At 68.9% G+C, this 18,639-nt stretch carries 17 protein-coding genes; 7 read left to right on the plus strand and 10 right to left on the minus strand.

Features of this window, described 5'->3' with window-relative positions; genetic code table 11:
* Positions 1–40 precede the first annotated feature (40 nt).
* The 4 genes from argB to ABC319_RS13210 all read left to right on the plus strand — a co-directional run bounded on the left by argB (position 41) and on the right by ABC319_RS13210 (position 2,865).
* Positions 41–955, plus strand: a complete 915-nt coding sequence (argB, locus tag ABC319_RS13195) for an acetylglutamate kinase (protein ID WP_413070669.1) — start codon at positions 41–43, stop codon at positions 953–955.
* 74 nt (positions 956–1,029) lie between these two features.
* Entirely contained in the window at positions 1,030–1,335 is a 306-nt protein-coding gene (locus tag ABC319_RS13200; RefSeq protein ID WP_413070670.1) for a YggT family protein, read from the plus strand.
* Between the two features lie 25 nt (positions 1,336–1,360).
* The gene (folD, locus tag ABC319_RS13205) at positions 1,361–2,245 is read left to right on the plus strand and encodes a bifunctional methylenetetrahydrofolate dehydrogenase/methenyltetrahydrofolate cyclohydrolase FolD (protein ID WP_413070671.1); all 885 of its coding nucleotides are present in this window, start codon (positions 1,361–1,363) and stop codon (positions 2,243–2,245) included.
* Positions 2,242–2,865 (plus strand): MarC family protein, encoded by a 624-nt coding sequence (locus ABC319_RS13210; protein WP_413070672.1) that lies wholly within the window; start codon positions 2,242–2,244, stop codon positions 2,863–2,865. Before folD ends, ABC319_RS13210 begins: the two co-directional genes overlap by 4 nt.
* Positions 2,866–3,073: 208 nt before the next feature.
* Here the strand turns inward: ABC319_RS13210 and ABC319_RS13215 are convergent, their stop codons facing one another.
* The 3 genes from ABC319_RS13215 to ABC319_RS13225 all read right to left on the minus strand — a co-directional run bounded on the left by ABC319_RS13215 (position 3,074) and on the right by ABC319_RS13225 (position 5,665).
* A complete protein-coding gene (locus ABC319_RS13215; protein WP_413070673.1) occupies positions 3,074–3,295 on the minus strand; it encodes a helix-turn-helix transcriptional regulator in 222 nt (73 codons plus the stop codon).
* Entirely contained in the window at positions 3,292–3,699 is a 408-nt protein-coding gene (locus ABC319_RS13220; protein WP_413070674.1) for a hypothetical protein, read from the minus strand. The genes ABC319_RS13215 and ABC319_RS13220 overlap by 4 nt, the downstream gene beginning before the upstream one ends.
* A 157-nt stretch (positions 3,700–3,856) precedes the next feature.
* Complete coding sequence (locus ABC319_RS13225) at positions 3,857–5,665, minus strand: AcrB/AcrD/AcrF family protein (protein ID WP_413070675.1); 1,809 nt, start codon at positions 5,663–5,665, stop codon at positions 3,857–3,859.
* 70 nt (positions 5,666–5,735) lie between these two features.
* On the opposite strand from ABC319_RS13225, the gene ABC319_RS13230 reads away from it, so the two are divergent.
* Entirely contained in the window at positions 5,736–6,155 is a 420-nt protein-coding gene (locus ABC319_RS13230; protein WP_413070676.1) for a GtrA family protein, read from the plus strand.
* Between the two features lie 3 nt (positions 6,156–6,158).
* Positions 6,159–6,884, plus strand: coding sequence for a class I SAM-dependent methyltransferase (locus ABC319_RS13235; RefSeq protein ID WP_413070677.1), 726 nt, complete (start codon positions 6,159–6,161; stop codon positions 6,882–6,884).
* Here ABC319_RS13235 and ABC319_RS13240 read toward each other — a convergent pair.
* Together ABC319_RS13240 and ABC319_RS13245 are read right to left on the minus strand one after the other, a co-directional pair.
* The gene (locus ABC319_RS13240) at positions 6,789–7,871 is read right to left on the minus strand and encodes a glycosyltransferase family 2 protein (RefSeq protein WP_413070678.1); all 1,083 of its coding nucleotides are present in this window, start codon (positions 7,869–7,871) and stop codon (positions 6,789–6,791) included. The two genes, ABC319_RS13235 and ABC319_RS13240, sit on opposite strands and share 96 nt — an antisense overlap.
* 66 nt (positions 7,872–7,937) lie before the next feature.
* Complete coding sequence (locus ABC319_RS13245) at positions 7,938–9,368, minus strand: M48 family metalloprotease (protein WP_413070679.1); 1,431 nt, start codon at positions 9,366–9,368, stop codon at positions 7,938–7,940.
* A gap of 354 nt (positions 9,369–9,722) precedes the next feature.
* Here ABC319_RS13245 and ABC319_RS13250 point away from each other — a divergent pair, with 354 nt between their 5' ends.
* Positions 9,723–12,818, plus strand: a complete 3,096-nt coding sequence (locus ABC319_RS13250; protein WP_413070680.1) for a TonB-dependent receptor domain-containing protein — start codon at positions 9,723–9,725, stop codon at positions 12,816–12,818.
* Between the two features lie 36 nt (positions 12,819–12,854).
* Here the strand turns inward: ABC319_RS13250 and ABC319_RS13255 are convergent, their stop codons facing one another.
* The 5 genes from ABC319_RS13255 to ABC319_RS13275 all read right to left on the minus strand — a co-directional run bounded on the left by ABC319_RS13255 (position 12,855) and on the right by ABC319_RS13275 (position 18,550).
* The gene (locus ABC319_RS13255; RefSeq protein ID WP_413070681.1) at positions 12,855–13,529 is read right to left on the minus strand and encodes an HPP family protein; all 675 of its coding nucleotides are present in this window, start codon (positions 13,527–13,529) and stop codon (positions 12,855–12,857) included.
* A gap of 32 nt (positions 13,530–13,561) precedes the next feature.
* Positions 13,562–15,661 (minus strand): RelA/SpoT family protein, encoded by a 2,100-nt coding sequence (locus ABC319_RS13260; protein WP_413070682.1) that lies wholly within the window; start codon positions 15,659–15,661, stop codon positions 13,562–13,564.
* 66 nt (positions 15,662–15,727) lie between these two features.
* Entirely contained in the window at positions 15,728–16,834 is a 1,107-nt protein-coding gene (locus ABC319_RS13265) for a TonB family protein (RefSeq protein WP_413070683.1), read from the minus strand.
* Positions 16,835–16,875: 41 nt separating this feature from the next.
* On the minus strand, positions 16,876–17,139 hold the full coding sequence (locus ABC319_RS13270; protein WP_413070684.1) for a DUF2061 domain-containing protein: 264 nt from the start codon (positions 17,137–17,139) through the stop codon (positions 16,876–16,878).
* A 199-nt stretch (positions 17,140–17,338) separates the two neighbouring features.
* Positions 17,339–18,550 carry an LL-diaminopimelate aminotransferase gene (locus ABC319_RS13275; protein WP_413070685.1) on the minus strand — a complete coding sequence of 404 codons (1,212 nt, stop codon included), beginning with the start codon at positions 18,548–18,550 and terminating at the stop codon, positions 17,339–17,341.
* Between the last annotated feature and the right edge of the window lie 89 nt (positions 18,551–18,639).

Below are 18,639 nucleotides of genomic sequence, written 5' to 3' on the forward strand. Positions count from 1 at the left end.
CCGCTTTCGTTCGTCCCCGCCCGTCGCTAAAGGCGCGGGCATGACCAGCCATGCTCCCGATCCCGCCCTGCTCGCCAAGGCGGAGACGCTGACCGAGGCGCTGCCGTATCTGCAGCGCTACGCCGGCAAGACGTTCGTGGTGAAATATGGCGGCCATGCGATGGGCGACCCGGAGCTGCAGCGCGATTTCGCCGAGGACGTGGTGCTGCTGAAGGCGGTGGGCATCAACCCGGTCGTCGTCCATGGCGGCGGGCCGCAGATCGGCGCGATGCTGAAGCGGCTGGGCGTCGAGTCGCAGTTCGTGAACGGGCTGCGCGTGACCGATGCCGAGACCGCGAAGATCGCCGAGATGGTGCTGGCGGGATCGATCAACAAGGACATCGTCGGCTGGATCGGGCAGGCGGGCGGCCGCGCCGTCGGCATTTCCGGCAAGGACGCCGGGCTGGTGCTGGCCGAGAAGGTCGGGCGGATGGACGCCGATCCGTTGCAGGGGATCGAGCGGCACGTCGACCTCGGTTTCGTCGGCGAGCCGATCGCGGTCGACCGGCGGATCATCGACACGCTGTCGGCCGCCGACATCATCCCGGTGGTGGCGCCGGTCGGGATCGGCGCGGACGGCCACACCTACAACATCAACGCCGACACGATGGCGGGGGCGATCGCGGCGGCGCTGGGCGCGGCGCGGTTCTTCCTGCTGACCGATGTCGCCGGGGTGCTGGACAAGGAGGGGCAGCTGCTGACCTCGCTCGACCCGGCGCGGGTGGCCGAGCTGCGCGCCGATGGCACGATCACCGGGGGCATGATCCCCAAGATCGAGACGTGCGTCGCCGCCGTCCAGTCCGGCGTCGACGCCGCGGTCATCCTGGACGGGCGCGTGCCCCATGCGATGCTGCTGGAGATCTTCACCCGCGCCGGCGCGGGCACGCTGGTGAGCGCGAAAGGATCGACGCGGTAGGCCGCCTGCGCCACGGCCCTTCTCGGATCGTGGCGCCGCCCCTATAGGACAGTCACCTTCATCGGAGCCCCGCCTTGATCGCCCTTCTCCAGATCGTCCAGCTGCTGCTCAACATCATTTGGTGGATCATCGTCGTGCAGGCGATCCTGTCGTGGCTGATCGCCTTCAACGTGATCAACACGCACAGCGATTTCGTGCGGACGGTGTGGACGGCGCTGGGCCGGATGACCGAGCCGATGTACCGGCCGATCCGCCGCATCCTGCCCGATTTCGGCGCGCTCGACTTGTCGCCGCTGGTCGTGCTGCTGCTGATCTACATCCTGTCGAACATCGTGCTGCCCAACATCGCCGCGAGCTATCTGGCTGCCAACCCCTATTGATCGCCGCCCGCAGGAGGGACGCGCCATGACTGCCCGGATCATCGACGGCAAGGCGATCGCCGCCGACCTGCGCGCCCGGATCGGGCGCGAGGTGGTGCCGTTCCGCGCCGCCGCCGGCCGCGCGCCGGGGCTGGCGGTGGTGCTGGTCGGCGAGGATCCGGCCTCGTCGGTCTATGTCCGCTCCAAGGGGCGGGCGACGCGCGAGGCGGGGATGGAGAGCGTCGAGCATCGCCTGCCCGCCGATACCGACACCGCGACGCTGCTGGTGATGGTCGCGCAGCTGAACGCCGATCCGGCGATCGACGGCATCCTGGTCCAGCTGCCGCTGCCGCCGCATGTCGATACGCAGGCGGTGCTGCTGGCGATCGACCCGGACAAGGATGTCGACGGGTTCCACCCGGTCAATGCCGGACGGCTGGCGACGGGGATGCCGGGCTTCGTGCCGTGCACGCCGCTGGGCTGCACCATCCTGCTGAAGACGGTGCATCCGCATCTGGCCGGGCTGGACGCGGTCGTCGTCGGCCGTTCGACGATCGTCGGCAAGCCGATGGCGCAACTGCTGATCGCCGAGAGCTGCACGGTGACGGTGGCGCACAGCCGCACCCGCGACCTGTTCGCCCGGGTGCGCGAGGCCGACATCGTCGTCGCGGCGGTGGGCATCCCCGGCCTGATCGAGGGATCGTGGATCAAGCCGGGCGCGACGGTGATCGACGTCGGCATCAACCGGACCGAGGCCGGGCTGGTCGGCGACGTCGACTTCGCCGGTGCGGTGCAGGTGGCCGGCGCGATCACGCCGGTGCCGGGCGGCGTCGGGCCGATGACAATCGCGTGCCTGCTGTCGAACACGCTCGACTCCGCGCGCAGGCGGATGGGCGTTGCCGCCCCGGAGCGGACGGACGTGCCGGCGTGATCGAGCTGTTCGTCTCGTCGCTGATCACCTTCTTCGTGGTGATCGATCCGCCGGGATGTGCGCCGATCTATGCCGGGTTGTCGGCGGGGGCGAGCGCGGCGCACCGGCGGGCGATGGCGGTTCGCGCGGTGGGTGTCGCGTCGGCGATCCTGCTGGTCTTCGCGCTGTTTGGCGAGGACCTGCTGCGCGGGCTGGGGATCGAGCTGGCCAGCTTCCGCATCGCCGGCGGCATCATGCTGTTCCTGATCGCGCTGGAGATGGTGTTCGAGAAGCGCACCCAGCGCCGCGAGGACCGCGCCGCCAAGGTTGCCGAGCACCCGGAAGAGGCGGAGGACGTGTCGATCTTCCCGATGGCCATGCCGATGATCGCCGGGCCGGGATCGATCGCGTCGGTGATGCTGCTGATGGCGCGCAACGACGGGCTGGAGCGGACGCTGGTGGTGCTGGCGGCGCTGGCGACGATCCTGCTGCTGACGCTGGTTGCGCTGCTGGCGGCGGGGCCGCTGATGCGGCTGCTGGGCGCGAAGATCGAGGCGGTGATCACCCGCCTGCTGGGCGTGCTGCTGGCGGCGCTGGCGGTGCAGTTCGTGATCGACGGTATCGAGGTCGGACTGCGCTGATAAAGCGGCATTTTCCGGCAGCGGCGGATCGGAAGGTAAGGCTAAGGTAAGGCCTGGAACGAGTTCGCTGCGGGTGCGGCCGGTGGTGGATGTCGCGAAGAGAAAGAGCCGGAGCGGCGTTGTACAGGCGGCGCGGCGTGTAGGACAGGCGGGCCGCATCGGGCAGGTCGAGGAGACGGGCTGAGAAGACGGGCCGGGGGACGGGCCGTCAGCCCGATGACGCCTCGTTCCGTGCCCCGGAGGGACGGACGAACACCTGCTCGATCGAGGTGCCGAACAGATCGGCGATCCTGAAGGCGAGCGGAAGCGAGGGATCGTACCGGCCGGTCTCGATCGCATTGATACTCTGGCGGCTGACCGCGAGCAGTTCGCCGAGATGCTGCTGGCTCCAGCCGCGCTCGGCCCGGAGGGCGCGCAGGCGGTTGTTCATGCCGCCATGCGCCGCGCGAGCAGCGCGTTGACCGCCGATCCCATGCCGAGCCCGACGAACCACAGCGCGGCCCAGTAGAAGCCGGGCAGGCGGGGAAGGAGTTCGAACCCCTCCAGAAAGCCCCAGACGGTCGCGGCCGTCATCGCGATGCCTGTCGCGATCAACGACTGGCGGATGACCAGCATCCGCAGATACTCGTCCGTCTCCTCGACCAGATAGGCCGCGATGGCCGCGAAGAAGCCGATGACGGGCAGCGCCGGCAGGACCCCGAGCGCATAGGCGGCGGGGCCGGCCACCATGTGCCGCGACAACAGATAGACCGCAGGCAGCAGCACGACGACATAGGCGAGTGCGAGAAGGAGAACCCGGCGGTTGTACCGGCGTCCGGCAGGAGAGTGGCGCAAGGCGAGCTTCCTTTCAATGCGATGCTAAGGAAGCTTGTCATGTAAAGTGGGCTTTACGTCAAGTATGCTTTCCACATGGTGGTGGGACCCCTGCATCTCACCTCGACGCCTGTCCCGGAAGACAGGCGTTATCGGGTCCGTGTGCCGTCACCCCCCGTCACGAGATCCGGTACAGCCGGTACGGCGACCTCGCCGGCAGCGGCAGGGGCGTCAGCCAGGGGAATTTCGCGCCATGCGCCATGCGGTCGTAGAAGCCGCCGGGATTGCGGCTGCGGTAGATGGTCGACTCGGCCATGTTGGGGCACAGCAGCAGCAACGTGGCGCGGTGGCGCTTCATGATGGCGCGGGCCTGATCGGGCGAGCGGCTGAAGGCGTGCTGCACGTCGAGGATCGCGTCGCCGTTGCGATGATAGGGACCGGCGATGGCGCTGTGGCGGGTGACGGTGATCAGGCGCGGGCCCAGGTCGACGAAGGTGAAGACGGTGGCCGGCGGATAGCGGTTGAGCGTCAGGAGGCGGCTGGTGCGCATGCACTCGCCGGTCGCAGCGTTGACGCGGCGGGTATAGGCGCTGGGCGGATCGATCCCGAACAGCCGGATCGACAGGTTGGCGAAGGCGCCCGACACCACGACGAAGGCGGTGACGGTGCCGAGCACGCGGACCGGCATCAGCCGGTGGCCGAGCAGCCACGGGAAGACCAGCACCGCCAGCGCCACCGCGCCCGGCACCGCCAGCAGCTGCGCCGCAGGACCGGCGCGGGTCTGCCACAGCAGCATCGCCGCGGCGAAGGCGGTGAACATCGCCACTGCGACCCAGCCGATCGCGGCCGGCGTCCGCCGGGCACGCCACGCGCCGACCAGCGCGCCGACCAGGCCGATGACGGGCAGGGTGGCGATGGGGAAGGCGAGGCGGAACGGATGGGCGTAGAGCGGCTTGGCCTCGCGCACATTGTTCAGCCAGGTGCGGGCCAGTTCGGACGACACCTGTTCCGGCCGGCCCAGGCATTGCGGGAAGAAGGCGGCGAAGCCGATCGCGATCGTGGCGCCCGCCGCCACCGCCAGCGCGAGGCGGACGATCAGCGCGCGCGGGCTGAGGAAGGCGAGGATGTAGAGTGCCAGCCCGGATGCGGCGACCACCGCCAGCCACACCGGCGTGAACGCGTCGCAGCGCATCGCCCAGTTAGCCGTCGAGGCGAAGGCGGCGAACATCGCCGCGCCGCCCAGCCCCAGGCTGACGGCATAGGCGTCGAGCCGGCGCTCCTCGCCCGCGTCCCACACCCAGCGCAGGGCGGTGATCGCCCCGGCCATCGCGATGTAGGGCAGCATCTCCAGCCCGATCGCGAGCGACACGACGCTGGCCAGACCGACCAGCGCGCCGCCGCGAGCGCCGCGCGGATCGCACAGCCCCGCCACGGTCACCGCCAGGCAGGCGAGCTGCCAGCCGTGATGGTCGATCCGCATCGGCATGAACATCAGCAGCGTCTGCGTGGCGCTGACGAGGAGGAACAGGATCGCGATCGGCCAGCTGACCGGGCCGACCAGCCGGCGTGCGGTGGCGGCGAGCGCGACCAGTGCGATGCCCAGCGGCAGAAGCGGGGCGATGCCGCAGGCCAGCCGTTCCGCCAGCGACGGCCCGGTGAACTGGCGGAAGAGCAGGATCAGCCCGGCCAGCGGCAGGTCGACCACCCGGCTCCAGTGAATGTCGAAGCCGGCCGGCGGATTCATCCGGTACTGGCGCAGATCGTACCAGCCCTGGCCGGCCATCCAGGCGCGCACCTGCATCAGGCGCATATTGTCGTCGGTATCGCCCAGCGACAGCCAGCGGATGCCGGTCCACCGATCCCACACGAACCAGGCGGACATGGCGATCCACGCGACGATCACGAGCGCCAGCCAGTGACGATCGAGATTGCGGCGCAATTCCTGCGGCAATTGCGGTGCCCGATTCGACGAACCGTCCAGGATCAAAACGCTTTCCCCCCGCCAGCACTGGCTCTACAGCCCCCGCTCTAGTCGGGACGGGGCAAAGAACAAGCGCGTGGCGATAGCAGCGAAGATCGATGCATGGCGCACCAGCGGCGTTCTGGGCCAGCTGATCCGCTTCGCGATCGCGGGCGGGATCACGACGGCGCTGTACACGGTCGTCTATTCACCGCTGGCAGCGCACCGGATCACCTCCGAGCAGGTGGCCAATTTGTGCGGGTACCTGGTGGCGGTGGTCGCCGGCTATCTGATCCACAGCCGCTGGAGCTTTCGCGGGCACGGCGCCGACATGCGCCAGACGACGATCCGTTTCTTCGTCGTCTCGCTGATCAGTTACGGCATGAACACGGCGTGGGTGTGGCTGCTGACCGACGATGCGATGCTGGCGGGCCCGTGGTGGTGGCCGCTGATCCCGGTGCTGTTCGTCACGCCGCTGGCGATCTTCGCGCTCAACCGCCTTTGGGTGTTTGCCTGAGCGATGGACCGGATCGTCTATGACCGGATGGCGGCGCATGATTCCACCCACTGGTGGTACCGGGCGCGGCGCGACATCCTGGCCGATTACCTGACCCGGTACGGCGAGCTGCCGACGGACGCGCGGATCCTGGAGATCGGCTGCGGCACCGGGCACAACCTGCCGATGCTGGCGCGGTTCGGCCATGTCGAGGCGATCGAGATCGATCCCGCCGCGCGCGCGATCGCGGGCGAGCGGCTGGGCCGGCCGATCGGCGCCGCGCCGCTGCCGGGGCTGCCCGGCGTCGAGCGGGGCGCGTACGATCTGGTCGCGGTGCTGGACGTGGTGGAGCATATCGAGGACGACGTCGCGGCGCTGGCGGCGATGAAGACGCTGTTGCGGCCGGGGGGCAAGATCCTGATCGCCGTGCCGGCGCACCAGTGGCTGTGGAGCGCGCACGACGTGGTGAACCATCACCATCGCCGCTATTCGAAGAAGACGCTGCGTGCCGCGATCGGAGCGGCAGGGCTCGTCCCGGACAAGCTGGGGTATTTCAACAGCCTGTTGTTCCCGCTGGCCGCGGGGGCGCGGCTGCTGGGGCGGCTGACCGGGCGCGACGACAGCGACGATTCGCCGCCGCCGCCGCTGGTCAACTCATTGTTCGAGGGGATCTTTCGGCTGGAGCGCCACATGGTCGGCCGGATGCCGATGGCCCCCGGCGTGTCGATCGTCACGCTCGCCCGCCCCTGATTTCGGCCCCGATCCCGGCTCGGCCTGAAACCCCAGCGTGGCGTGGCCCAGCACCGGGCCGGCGACATCGGCGATCAGGTAGAGCGGGCGCCGCTTCGATTCGATGTAGAGCCGGCCGAGATACTCGCCGATCATGCCGAGCACGAACATCTGCACCGCGCCCAGCACGACGGTAACCAGCATCGTCGAGGTCCAGCCCTGCACCGCCGTGCCCGACAGCCAACCCGCGGCGATGTAGACGATCAGGAGCAGCGACACCGCGGTGAGCGCCAGCCCGGCATGGCTGGCGAAGCGCAGCGGCGCGGTGGAGAAGCCGGTGACCGCGTCGAACGCCAGCCGCACCATCTTGCCCAGCGGATAGTTGGTCTCGCCGGCCAGCCGCTCCGCCCGGTCATAGGGGAAGGGGACCTGGCGAAAGCCGATCCAGGCGACCATGCCGCGGATGAAGCGCGCCTGTTCGGGCAGCGACAGCAAGGCGTCGAGCGCCCGCCTGCTCATCAGCCGGAAATCGCCGGTATCGAGCGGGATCGGCGTGTCGGTGACCCGGTCGAGGACGCGGTAGAAGGCGGCGGCGGTCGCCTTCTTGAACAGCGTCTCCCCCTCGCGCCGACGGCGGACGGCATAGACCACGTCGGCCTCCTGCGCGGCCATCGTCCGGCGCATGTCAGCGAGGAGCTCGGGCGGATCCTGAAGGTCGGCGTCGATGATCAGGATCTGCTCGCCCGCGCACAGGTCGAGCCCGGCGGTGAGCGCCAGCTGATGGCCGTGATTGCGCGACAGGTTGATCGCGACGACGTGCCCGTCGGCGGCGGCGATCCGCTGCATGACGGGCCAGCTGTCGTCGCGCGAGCCGTCGTTGATCAGGACGATCTCGAAATCATCCCCCACCGCCGTCCGGGCGGCGGCGGCGACGCGCTGGTGCAGCGTGTCGAGGCACGCCGCCTCGTTGTAGCAGGGGATGACGACGGACAGCGCGGGACGGTGCATGGCCCGGTTGTAGCGCCGGCCCGCCGGGCCGTCATGCCCGTTGTGCGACGGGCCCTGTGGCGAGCGTCAGGACGCGACGACCAGCTTCACCAGCGTGCCCGGGCGGAGCGGCTGGTCGGAGGGGAGGCCGTTCAGCGTCAGGAACCGCTCCCGGCGGAGGTCGGGATAGGCCATGCGGGCGGACAGCTTGTCGATCGTGTCGCCGGCGCCGACGGTGACGATGCGGATCACCTTGCCCCGGATCGCGGCGGCGTCGGCGGCGGACAGCGGCGCGACGCTGGCGAGCAGGGGCTGGAACGGGCCGATGCCGCTGCCCGCCGGGGTCACCAGCGTGAAGGTGTAGATCGCGGCAGGAAAGCGATAGGCGACGACCGTCGCATCGACCGCGCGGCCGCCCGCGGCGGCGCGGACCGTGCGCCAGGCATAGCGCAGGCCGTTGGCGGTTCCCTCCTGCGTCTCTCCCTCCGCCGGCGCGCCCAGTGCCCGGAGGCGGGCGCCGACGGTCGCGGCGGGATCGGTGCCAGTCGCCGTCTGGAACTGGGCCTGGCCGCCATTGCCGACGATCGTGACGGCATCGTCGCCATTGGCGATGCGGTAGCCGGCGGGGGCCGCGAAGCGGACGCGCAGGCCGGGATGGCGGAACGTCTGCCCGTCGACGATCCCCTGCTGCGGATCGTCGTCATAGGGCAGGCCATCGAGCATGCGGAGGAAGGCGGTATCCTGCGGCGGCGAGCCTTCCGGTTTGCCGGTGGCGGCGGCGAGCTTCTCGGCGCGGCGGACGCGATCCTCGCTGTTGGGGTGGGTGGAGGCCCAGCTGGGCGTCGCGCTGGCGTCGCGCCCGGTCGCGCGGGCGGCGAGTGCGCTGGACGCACCGAGCGCGCTCAGCATGTCGGCGGCCGCATAGGGATCGTACCCGGCGGCGGCGATGTAGCGGACACCCAGCGCGTCGGCCTGATATTCCTGATCGCGGCCGTATTTGAGCGTGTAGAGCTGCGCGCCCTGACCGACGACCTGCGAGGCCAGGTTGCTGCCGGTCAGCAGACCCGCGCCGGCGGCCAGGATCGAGCCGATGGTGGATCGGGTGTTGCGGGATTGCGCGTGACGGGCGGCGACGTGGCCGACCTCATGCCCCAGCACCGATGCCAGTTCGGCCTCGGAATTCATCAGGCCGAGCAACTGGCGGGTGACGTAGACATAGCCGCCGGGGATGGCGAATGCGTTCTCCACCGACGAGTTGAGCGTGGTGACGGTGAAATCGCCGGTCGCATTCGACAGGCCCGACTGAACGGCGACCCGCTTGCCGACGCGTTCGACATAGGCGGCCTGCGGACCGGTGTAGCGGCCACCGAACTGCGCCACCAGCTGCGGGTTGGCCGCTGCGCCCTGCCGCTTGTCGGACGCCGAGATCGAGCGGGCCTGTTGCTGGGCGGCGAGCGGTGTCGCCGCCGTGGCGAGCAGGATCAGGCCGGTCAGGACGCGTGTCGTCATAAGCTTCATTCCCCTTGCAGCCGGAAAGCGCGGGAGCCGGGTTCGTTCCGGCCGGATGCGCCCCGGCGGCAGTGTGACATAAACAGGACAGTAACGTGGCGACACCGGTCAAGACCAGTGGCCGCCGCTAACCGCAGAAAAGGGCAGCAGTACAGCCCAATACTGTCGGGATACGGGGCATATGCGCAGCGGTACAGTAAACAGGTAACCGATGTTTACGTGTATCCGATCTGTCACAATGATTAGAATTATTCCGCGCCATTAGCACGCATATTGCTGCGGGTGCACAAAATGTGCTGCAATCCCAAATGGCTGTTCCGACACCGATCCTCGGGCGGGTGCAGCACATTGGGGGAATAATGAATGCGGAATAAGTTGCGGACGCGTCTGCTCGTATCGACGCTGTTCATCGCGGGAGGCATGGTCGGGGGCCACGCCGCCGCGCAGGTATCGCAGCCGGTCGAGGCATCGCCCGACGCACAGGCCGAAGCGACGCGGGACAATGAAGAGATCGTGGTCACCGGATCGCGCATCGGCCGGCCCGACCTGACCACCGCCAGCCCGGTCAACGTGATCGGCGCGGCCGAGATCGGTTACCGCCAGCCCGGCGCGGTCGAGGAACTGCTGCGCGACCTGCCGTCGGTACGTCCCGCGGTCGGCCCCGGCGTCAATAACGGTTCCGCCGGCGCGGCGACGATCGACCTGCGCGGCATCGGCGTCGAGCGGACGCTGATCCTGATGGACGGCCGCCGCATCGTGCCGTTCGGCCTGGACGGCATCGTCGATACCAACAACATTCCGGTCGGCCTGGTCGAGCGCGTCGACATCGTCACCGGCGGTGCATCGTCGGTGTACGGCGCAGACGCGGTCGCCGGCGTGGTGAACTTCATCACCAAGCGCGATTTCTCCGGCGTCGACCTTCAGGCGAACTATCGCATCTCCGAGCGTGGCGACGCGGCGCGCTTCCGTGCCGACCTGCTGGTCGGCGGCAATTTCGCCGACGGCCGCGGCAATGCGGTGCTGGGCATCGGCTATACCAAGGCCGATCCGCTGCTGCACACGCAGCGCTCGATCAGTGCCTTTCCGGTCAGCTCGGTCACCGGGCTGTTCTCGGGCGCGACGGCGGCGCAGGTGACGATCTTCGCCTCGCCGACCAACGCCGCGCTGGGCCTGCCGGCCGGTGCGAACCTGGGCGCGGTGGTGAACCCGACGACGGGGCGGTTGCAGACCGCGACGCCGGGCGACACGTACAACACCAACAACGGCACCTATTTCCAGACGCCGAGCAACCGCATCAACGCCTATGGCGCGGCGCGGTACGAATTCTCCGACGCGCTGGAGCTGTACGGCACCGCCCAGTTCACCCGCAGCGAGGTGCAGCTGCAGCTCGCCTCGTCGGGCACGTTCGGCAACACGTACCAGCTGCCGCTGAACAACCCGTACCTGCCGGCGGGCGTGCGCAGCCAGCTGTGCGCCGGTTTCGACACCGATACGCGCACCGCGGGCATCCAGCCGATCTCGGCGGCGGCATGCAGCGCGGCGGCCGCGGTCACGGGCGGGCCGGGCACGGCTGGCTATATCGAGATCCCGGTGGTCGCGCAGCGCCGCTTCACCGAGTACGGTCCTCGCCAGCAGAGCTATGAGTTCAACATGTTCCAGGTGCAGGGCGGCCTGCGCGGCACGATCCTGGGCGGCCTGAAGTACGACGTGTCGGGCCAGTACGGCGAAACCTCGCAGCAGCAGACCCGCGGCAACTGGGGTTCGTTCTCGAAGGTGCAGCAGGCGCTGCGCGCCTATCGCAGCGCGGCGGGTCAGCTGACCTGCTCGAACACGGCCAATGGCTGCGTTCCGCTGAACCTGTTCGGACCGAGCGGATCGATCACGCAGGACCAGCTGAACTTCATCGACTTGGATGCGATCATCAACCGCAAGGTCACGCTGGGCGTCGTCACGGGCAACATCGGTGGCGACCTGTTCGGCATCACCTCGCCGCTGGCGGATGCGCCGATCGGCTTCTCGGTGGGTGGCGAGTATCGCCGCCTGACCGCGTCGTCGCAGCCGGACAACCCCTCGCAGATCCAGGGCGAGGTGCTGGGCACCGGCGCGCGCACGCCGCCCGATTTCGGCGAGTACAACGTCAAGGAAGTGTTCGGCGAGATCATCATCCCGCTGGTCCAGAACGTGCCGTTCATCCACGACCTGCAGGCCGAGGGCGGCATCCGCCTGTCCGATTACTCCACGACGGGCAGCAGCACGACGTGGAAGGCGGGCGGCACGTACGAGCCGATCGAGGGCTTCAAGTTCCGCGGCATGTACCAGCGCGCGGTGCGGTCGCCGAATATCCAGGAACTGTTCCAGTCGCCCGTCCAGGGCCTGGGCAACCTGACCAGCGATCCGTGCCAGGGTACGGTGTCGGCCGCGCTGGGTGCGCTCTGCGTCGCGACGGGTGCACCGTCGGGCACGGTCGGATCGATCCCGGCGCCGACGTCGGGCCAGATCAACAACACCACGTCGGGCAACCGGAACCTGGATGTCGAACGGGCGACCACCTACACGCTGGGCGGCGTCATCGCGCCGGCCAACCTGCTGCCGGGCTTCTCGCTGACGGTCGATTACTTCAACATCCGGATCAAGCAGGCGATCACCCAGCCGGCACAGGGCGACATCCTGAACGGCTGCTACTCGACTGCGCTGAATCCCACCCAGACTCCGAATGCGTTCTGCGACCTGATCCAGCGTAACCCGCTGACGGGCAGCCTGAACGGCGCGGGCGAGACGCCGGGCGTGATCCTGAGCTACTCGAACCTGGGCGTGATCGAGACGGCGGGCATCGACATCGGCGTCAACCAGCGTGCCAAGCTGGACGACCTGGGCATCGCCAACGGCGGCAACATCGCCCTCGGCTTCAACGCCACGCGCCTGAACTACTACCACTTCCAGGCGACACCGAATGCGATCAACCGCGACTGCACCGGTTACTACAGCCCGTCGGGCTGCACCAACCCGCGTGCCAAGTGGCGGTGGAACGGACGCCTGACCTATGGCCGGGACACGTTCGACGTGTCGCTGCTGTGGACGCATGTCAGCCCCGTGTCGCTGGAGCCGTTCCGCGCCACCCGCCTGCCGGGCAACGTCGCCCAGCCGGGCGGCCCCAACCCGAACCTGACCGGCTCGGTCAACTTCGTGCTGGACGGCATCGCCTATACCAACCAGCCGACCGCGGGCGTGCAGCCGCGCTTCCGCTCGATCCCGGCATACGACTATTTCGACCTGGCGTTCCGCTTCATGCCGACCGACCAGATCGAGGTGTCGCTGACGGTCGACAACCTGTTCGACAAGGATCCGCCGCTGGTGGGTTCGGGCGTCGGCGGTACGTCGTTCAACAGCGGCAACACCTTCCCGACGATCTATGATCCGATCGGCCGTGCGTACACCATCGGTGCGCGCCTGAAGTTCTGATGCCGACCGGGGGAGCGGGCCATCCCGCTCCCCCGGCTATTTTCTCGCCAGCCCGGCCCGGCCACGGGCGTGGCGCTCCGCATGGGCGAGCAGCGCGTCGAGATCCTCGCGCGCAATATCGAAACTCTCGTGCATGTCCGCCAGCGCGGCGTCGACATCGCATGCCTGGAACGCCGACGGTGCGACCGGCAACGCGGGAGCCGGAACGTGCGGATAGGTGCGGGCGGTCGCGCGGTGCAGGAACATCGCGATCGACACCAGCGCCACCGAATTGATCCCGACCGGCGCGAAGGCGAAACTGTACCCCGCCGCATGGATGCCCTGGCTGCCGATCACCGCGGTCAGTGCCGCCGCCCCGCCCGGCGGGTGCAGGCACCTGAGCAGCGACATGACCAGGATCGCCGCGCCGACCGCGACGCCGGCGGCCAGCGTCAGGTTCGGGATCAGGTCGAACGTCGCGACCCCGACCAGTGTCGAGACCACGTTGCCGCCCAGCACCGGCCATGGCTGTGCCAGCGGACTGGACGGCACCGCGAACACCAGCACCGCCGATGCGCCCAGCGGCGCGACGATGATCGGCAGGTCGGCCGCGGTCAGCGGCAGTCCGGCACACACGACGATGGTCAGCGCGATGCCGATCGCGGCGCCGGCGCAGGCGATCAGGCGGTCGCGGAAGGTGGCGCCGGCGAGAAGGGGCTTGAAGAGAGACAAGGGCGGATCCGTTGCATGGCCGACGGCCGGGATCAGACCCGCTCGACGGCGTTGACCGCGTCGAGCGCGCGCAGGGCGGCCAGCAGGCGCATCAGCTGCTGTACGTCGTGCACCTCGACATCGATCGTGTTGGTGTGGAAGCGCATGTCGCGCGTGTCGAGGCGCAGGTTGATTATGTTGGCACGGTGCTGGCCGATCACCGTCGCGAGCAGGCCCAGCACGCCGGGTTCGTTCTTCACCGTGACCGAGATCCGCGCGACGGCACCCTCGGTCCGCTCGCCCCAGGACACGTCGACCCAGTCGGTCTCCTCGTCGGACCGGTCGGCCAGTTCTCCCAGCACGGCGCAGTCGATCGCATGGACCTCGATCCCCGCATCGGGACGGCGCAGGCCGACGATGCGGTCGCCGGGCACCGGGTGGCAGCACTGCGCCAGTTCATAGGCGACGCCGGGGGTCAGCCCCTTGATCGACAGGGCGCTGGACTGCGGCGCGAGCGCGGCGATATCGGCGCCGGCCGATCCGGGCATCAGCGCCTCCATCACGGCAACGTCGGACAGGGTGCGACGCGCGATCGCGACCATCAGCGCCGCCTCGTCCGGCAGCTTCAGCCGCTTCAGCGCATGGCCGAGCGCGTCGGCGCCGAGCTGCGCGGGCAGGCGCCGGATCAGATCCTCGTACAGCTTGCGGCCCAGCTCGATCTGCTCGGCCCGCTCGGTCTGGCGCAGGTGGCGGCGGATCGCGGCCAGTGCCTTGCCGGTGGTGGCGACGCCCAGCCACGCGGCCTGGGGCGTCTGCCCGGCGGAGCGCAGGATCTGCACCTGGTCGCCATTCTCGATCACCGTCGACAGCGGCACGACGCCACCGTTCACCTTCGCGCCGACCGCCTGGTCGCCCAGATCGGTGTGGACGGCATAGGCGAAGTCGACCGGGGTCGCGCCCTTGGGCAGCTGGATCAGCTCTCCCTTGGGCGTGAAGGCAAAGATGCGATCCTGGTACATCGCCATGCGGGTATGTTCGAGCAGCTCTTCCGGGCTGTCGGCGGTGTCGAGGATCTCGACCAGATCGCGGATCCAGCTGACCTGCGTGTCCGGCTGCGTCCCCTGCTTGTACGACCAGTGCGCGGCGAGGCCGAAATCGGCCTGCGCATGCATCGCGGCGGTGCGGATCTGGATCTCGACCCGGGTCTGCTCGGCGGTGATGATCGTGGTGTGGAGCGAGCGATAGCCGTTGCGCTTGGGGGTGGAGATGTAGTCCTTGAACCGCCCCGGCACCATCGGCCAGCGGCGATGGATCAGGCCCAGCGCGCGGTAGCAATCCTCCTCGGTCGGGACGATCGCGCGGAACGCCATGACGTCGGACAGCTGCTCGAAGCTGATGTGCCGCTCGCTCATCTTGCGGAAGATGGAATAGGGATGCTTCTCGCGCCCCGACACGTCCGCATCGATCCCGCCGCGCGACAGCAGCAGCTTGAGGCCCGAGGCGATCCGCGCGATGCGGTCGCCACCGCCCTGCTTCAGCTGTTCGAGCCGGCGGGTGATCGATTCGTACGCCTCGGGTTCGATCTGCTGGAAGGCGAGCGTCTGCATCTCCTTCATGAATTCGTACATGCCGACCCGCTCGGCGAGGGGGGCGTAGATGTCCATCGTCTCGCGCGCGATACGGCGGCGCTTCTCCGGCTTGGCGATGTGATGGAGCGTGCGCATGTTGTGGAGGCGGTCGGCCAGCTTCACCAGCAGGACGCGGATGTCGCCGGACATCGCCAGCAGGAACTTGCGCAGGTTCTCCGCGGCGCGTTCGTTATCGCTCTGTGCCTCGATCTTCGACAGCTTGGTGACGCCGTCGACCAGCCGCGCGACGTTGGGACCGAAGATGCGCTCGATCTCCTCGGGCGTGGCGACGGTATCCTCGACGGTATCGTGCAGGATCGCCGTCGCGATCGTCTCGTCGTCCAGCCGCAGGTCGGTCAGAATGCCGGCGACCTCGATCGGGTGGCTGAAATAGGGATCGCCCGAGGCGCGTTTCTGGCTGCCATGCGCGTGCATCGAGAAGACATAGGCGCGGTTCAGCAGCGCCTCGTCGGCTTCGGGGTCATAGTCGAGGACCCGGTCGACCAGTTCATATTGCCTGAGCACCGCCCTAGATGGCGGTGGGGAGCCGAGTTTGGCAACCCTATTGGTTCGATGGATGAAAGCGCCGGATCAAAAAGGTGGCGGCGCATCGCTCGCGGCGTCGGGCGGCAGGGTATCGCCCGGCCGGCCCATCGCGAAGCGGATCCGCTCGACGCACCCCGTGCTGCCGGTCTGCGACGCTGCCTTGCGTGCCGTGCGGAGCATCTGCATGGCCTGTTCGCCGAACGCGGCGGCGGGCTCTGCGGCGAGTACCCGGACATTGCCGACTTCTCCCCAGGGGGCGACGTCGAAGCCGACGATCGCCCAGCCCTCGATGCTGCGTCGGCGGAAGGGTTCGGGGTAGATCAGCCGCGGCGGCGTCGCCCAGGCGGCCTGACCGCCGGGGCACTGGCCCTGCGGCGTCGCGGCGGGATCGGCCATCGCCGGGGCAGGCATGATCTCGGGATTGCGATAATAGGGATAGAGGCAGCCGGTGCGCGCACCCTCGGTAAAGCGCGATTCCTTCATCGCCTTGACCGCCGCGGCGTCCAGCACGCGGTTGTGCGTGCCATAGGGGATGCGCACGGCGATCGGCCTGCCCCCCGCATCGGTGTCGTAGCCGATCATGGTCCACTCGCGCGCGCCCGGCGTACCGGCGAGCTTCGCGAAATCGGGGAGCACGCGGACGAGCGGCTGCGGCCGCGGTTCGTTCGCGCAGGTGCCGTCGGCGGGCATGATCCGGTCCCAGCCGGGCTTCGGCAGCGTACCCGCATCGGGGGCGAGCGTGTAGGAGATGAGATCCTCGACCGGCGTCTCGGCCAGCGGGGTGACGCGGAGGCGATAGCTGATCTCGCAGCCCTCACGCGGGGTGCCCGCGGCGAAGCGGCTGGCGGCGAGCGACGGGGCGACATCGCTCGGCGAGGGGCGGTTGGTATAGGTGCCGGGCGTGTCGGGCGCCTGCGCGATCGACAGCGGGCGGCCCTCCGCATCGATGCGGAACCGCAAAATTAGCGGTTCGGCCCTGATCGTGTCGGTCCAGCCGAGCGACACGAACGGCCGGCGCATCGCGGTCGGGGCGACGGGGGTGCCGTTGCAGGTGGCGGTATCCGCGATCCAGGCGATCATCGGGCGCTCCGCAACGACCGGTGGCGGCGGTAGTGGGGTGAGGGCGGCGGCGATCAGGAGCGGGAGGAGCATGGCGCCCATCCTGCGCGCGCGTCATGACGCCGGCAAGTCGATCAGCCGGTCGGCAGCGGTCCTTCGCCCGACTGGTCGGGATCGACGGGCCGGCGGCCCCAGTGGACCAGCGACCAGGCGCGTTCGTGGAAGTAGAACAGCGCGATCTTGGTGATCACCTCGGTGCCCGCGATGGCGCCGGCGACGTGCGCGTTGCCCGAGAAGATCATGCCGAGGATGAAGGTGTCGATCGAGCCGACGGTGCGCCACGACACCGCCTTCACGAAGCTGCGCGGATGGCTCTCGAGGCCGTTGAACAGGAACATCGCCGGGGGCACCTCTCGCGGGAATGGAGCAGAGGATAGGGCGCACCCCGGCGGCACGCGAGCAAAAGCGGCGTGGGTGGGGTGAAGTTTGGATTGTGCCGGCGGCCCGTGTGTTTGCCTCAAGATCCCGCTTCTTCCTTCGCACAGCGGGAAGAAGCCGGATCCCGGATCGAGTCCCGAAATATGAGGAGGGCAGCCCTTAGCCGGCGGCGCGGCCGCCGGGGGTGTTGACGCCCATCGACTGGAGATAGCGTTTCACGTTGCGGGCGGCCTGGCGCAGCCGCTGCTCGTTCTCGACCAGCGCGATGCGAACGAACCCCTCGCCGTTCTCGCCGTAACCGACCCCCGGTGCGACCGCGACCTTCGCCTCGGTGAGCATCTGTTTCGAGAATTCGAGCGAGCCGAGATGCGCCAGCGCCGGCGGCAGCGGCGCCCAGGCGAACATCGAGGCGCGGGGCGAGGGGATGTCCCAACCGGCGCGACCGAAGCTCTCGACCAGGACGTCGCGGCGCTTGTGGTAGAGCTGGCGGTTGCGCTCGACGATGTCCTGCGGGCCGTTCAAGGCGGCGCAGGCCGCCGCCTGGATCGGCGTGAACGCGCCATAGTCGAGATAGGATTTCACCCGCGTCATCGCCGCGATCAGCGTCCGGTTGCCGACCGCGAAGCCGATCCGCCAGCCGGCCATGCTGTACGTCTTCGACAGCGAGGTGAATTCGACCGCGACGTCCTTCGCGCCCTTTACCTGCAGGATCGAGGGCGTCGGATTGCCGTCGTAATACAGCTCCGAATAGGCGAGGTCGGAGATGATCCAGACCTTGTTCTCGCGCGCCCAGGCGACCAGCCGCTCGTAGAAGGCGAGGTCGACCGCCTCCGCGGTCGGGTTCGAGGGATAGTTCACCACCAGCACCGACGGGCGCGGCACGGTGAACGCCATCGCCCGCTCCAGGCTTTCGAAATAGGCCTCGTCCGGGGTCGTCGGCACCGCGCGGATCGTCGCGCCGGCGATGATGAAGCCGAAGGTGTGGATGGGATAGGATGGATTGGGCGCGAGCACGACGTCGCCCGGCGCGGTGATCGCGGTCGCCAAGCTGGCGAGCCCCTCCTTCGAGCCCATCGTCACCACCACCTCGGTCTCGGGATCGAGATCGACACCGAAGCGGCGGCCGTAATAGTTCGCCTGCGCGCGGCGCAGGCCGGGAATACCCTTCGACTGGGAATAGCCGTGGGCGTCGGGCTTGCGCGTGACCTCGATCAGCTTTTCGAGGACGTGATCGGGCGGCGGCAGGTCGGGATTGCCCATGCCGAGATCGATGATGTCCTCACCCGCCGCTCGCGCCGCGGCCCGCATGCCGTTGACTTCGGCGATGACGTAGGGCGGCAGGCGCTTGATGCGGTAGAATTCGTCGGACATGGCTTCCTCGCAAGTGAGGGGGTTCGTGTACGCCTTCGGCGGCGGAACGGCCATCCCTTCCCCAGCCTCATCGCCACTCCGGTTTCGTC

The organism is Sphingomonas phoenicis (assembly GCF_047238005.1).
GTDB lineage: Bacteria > Pseudomonadota > Alphaproteobacteria > Sphingomonadales > Sphingomonadaceae > Sphingomonas.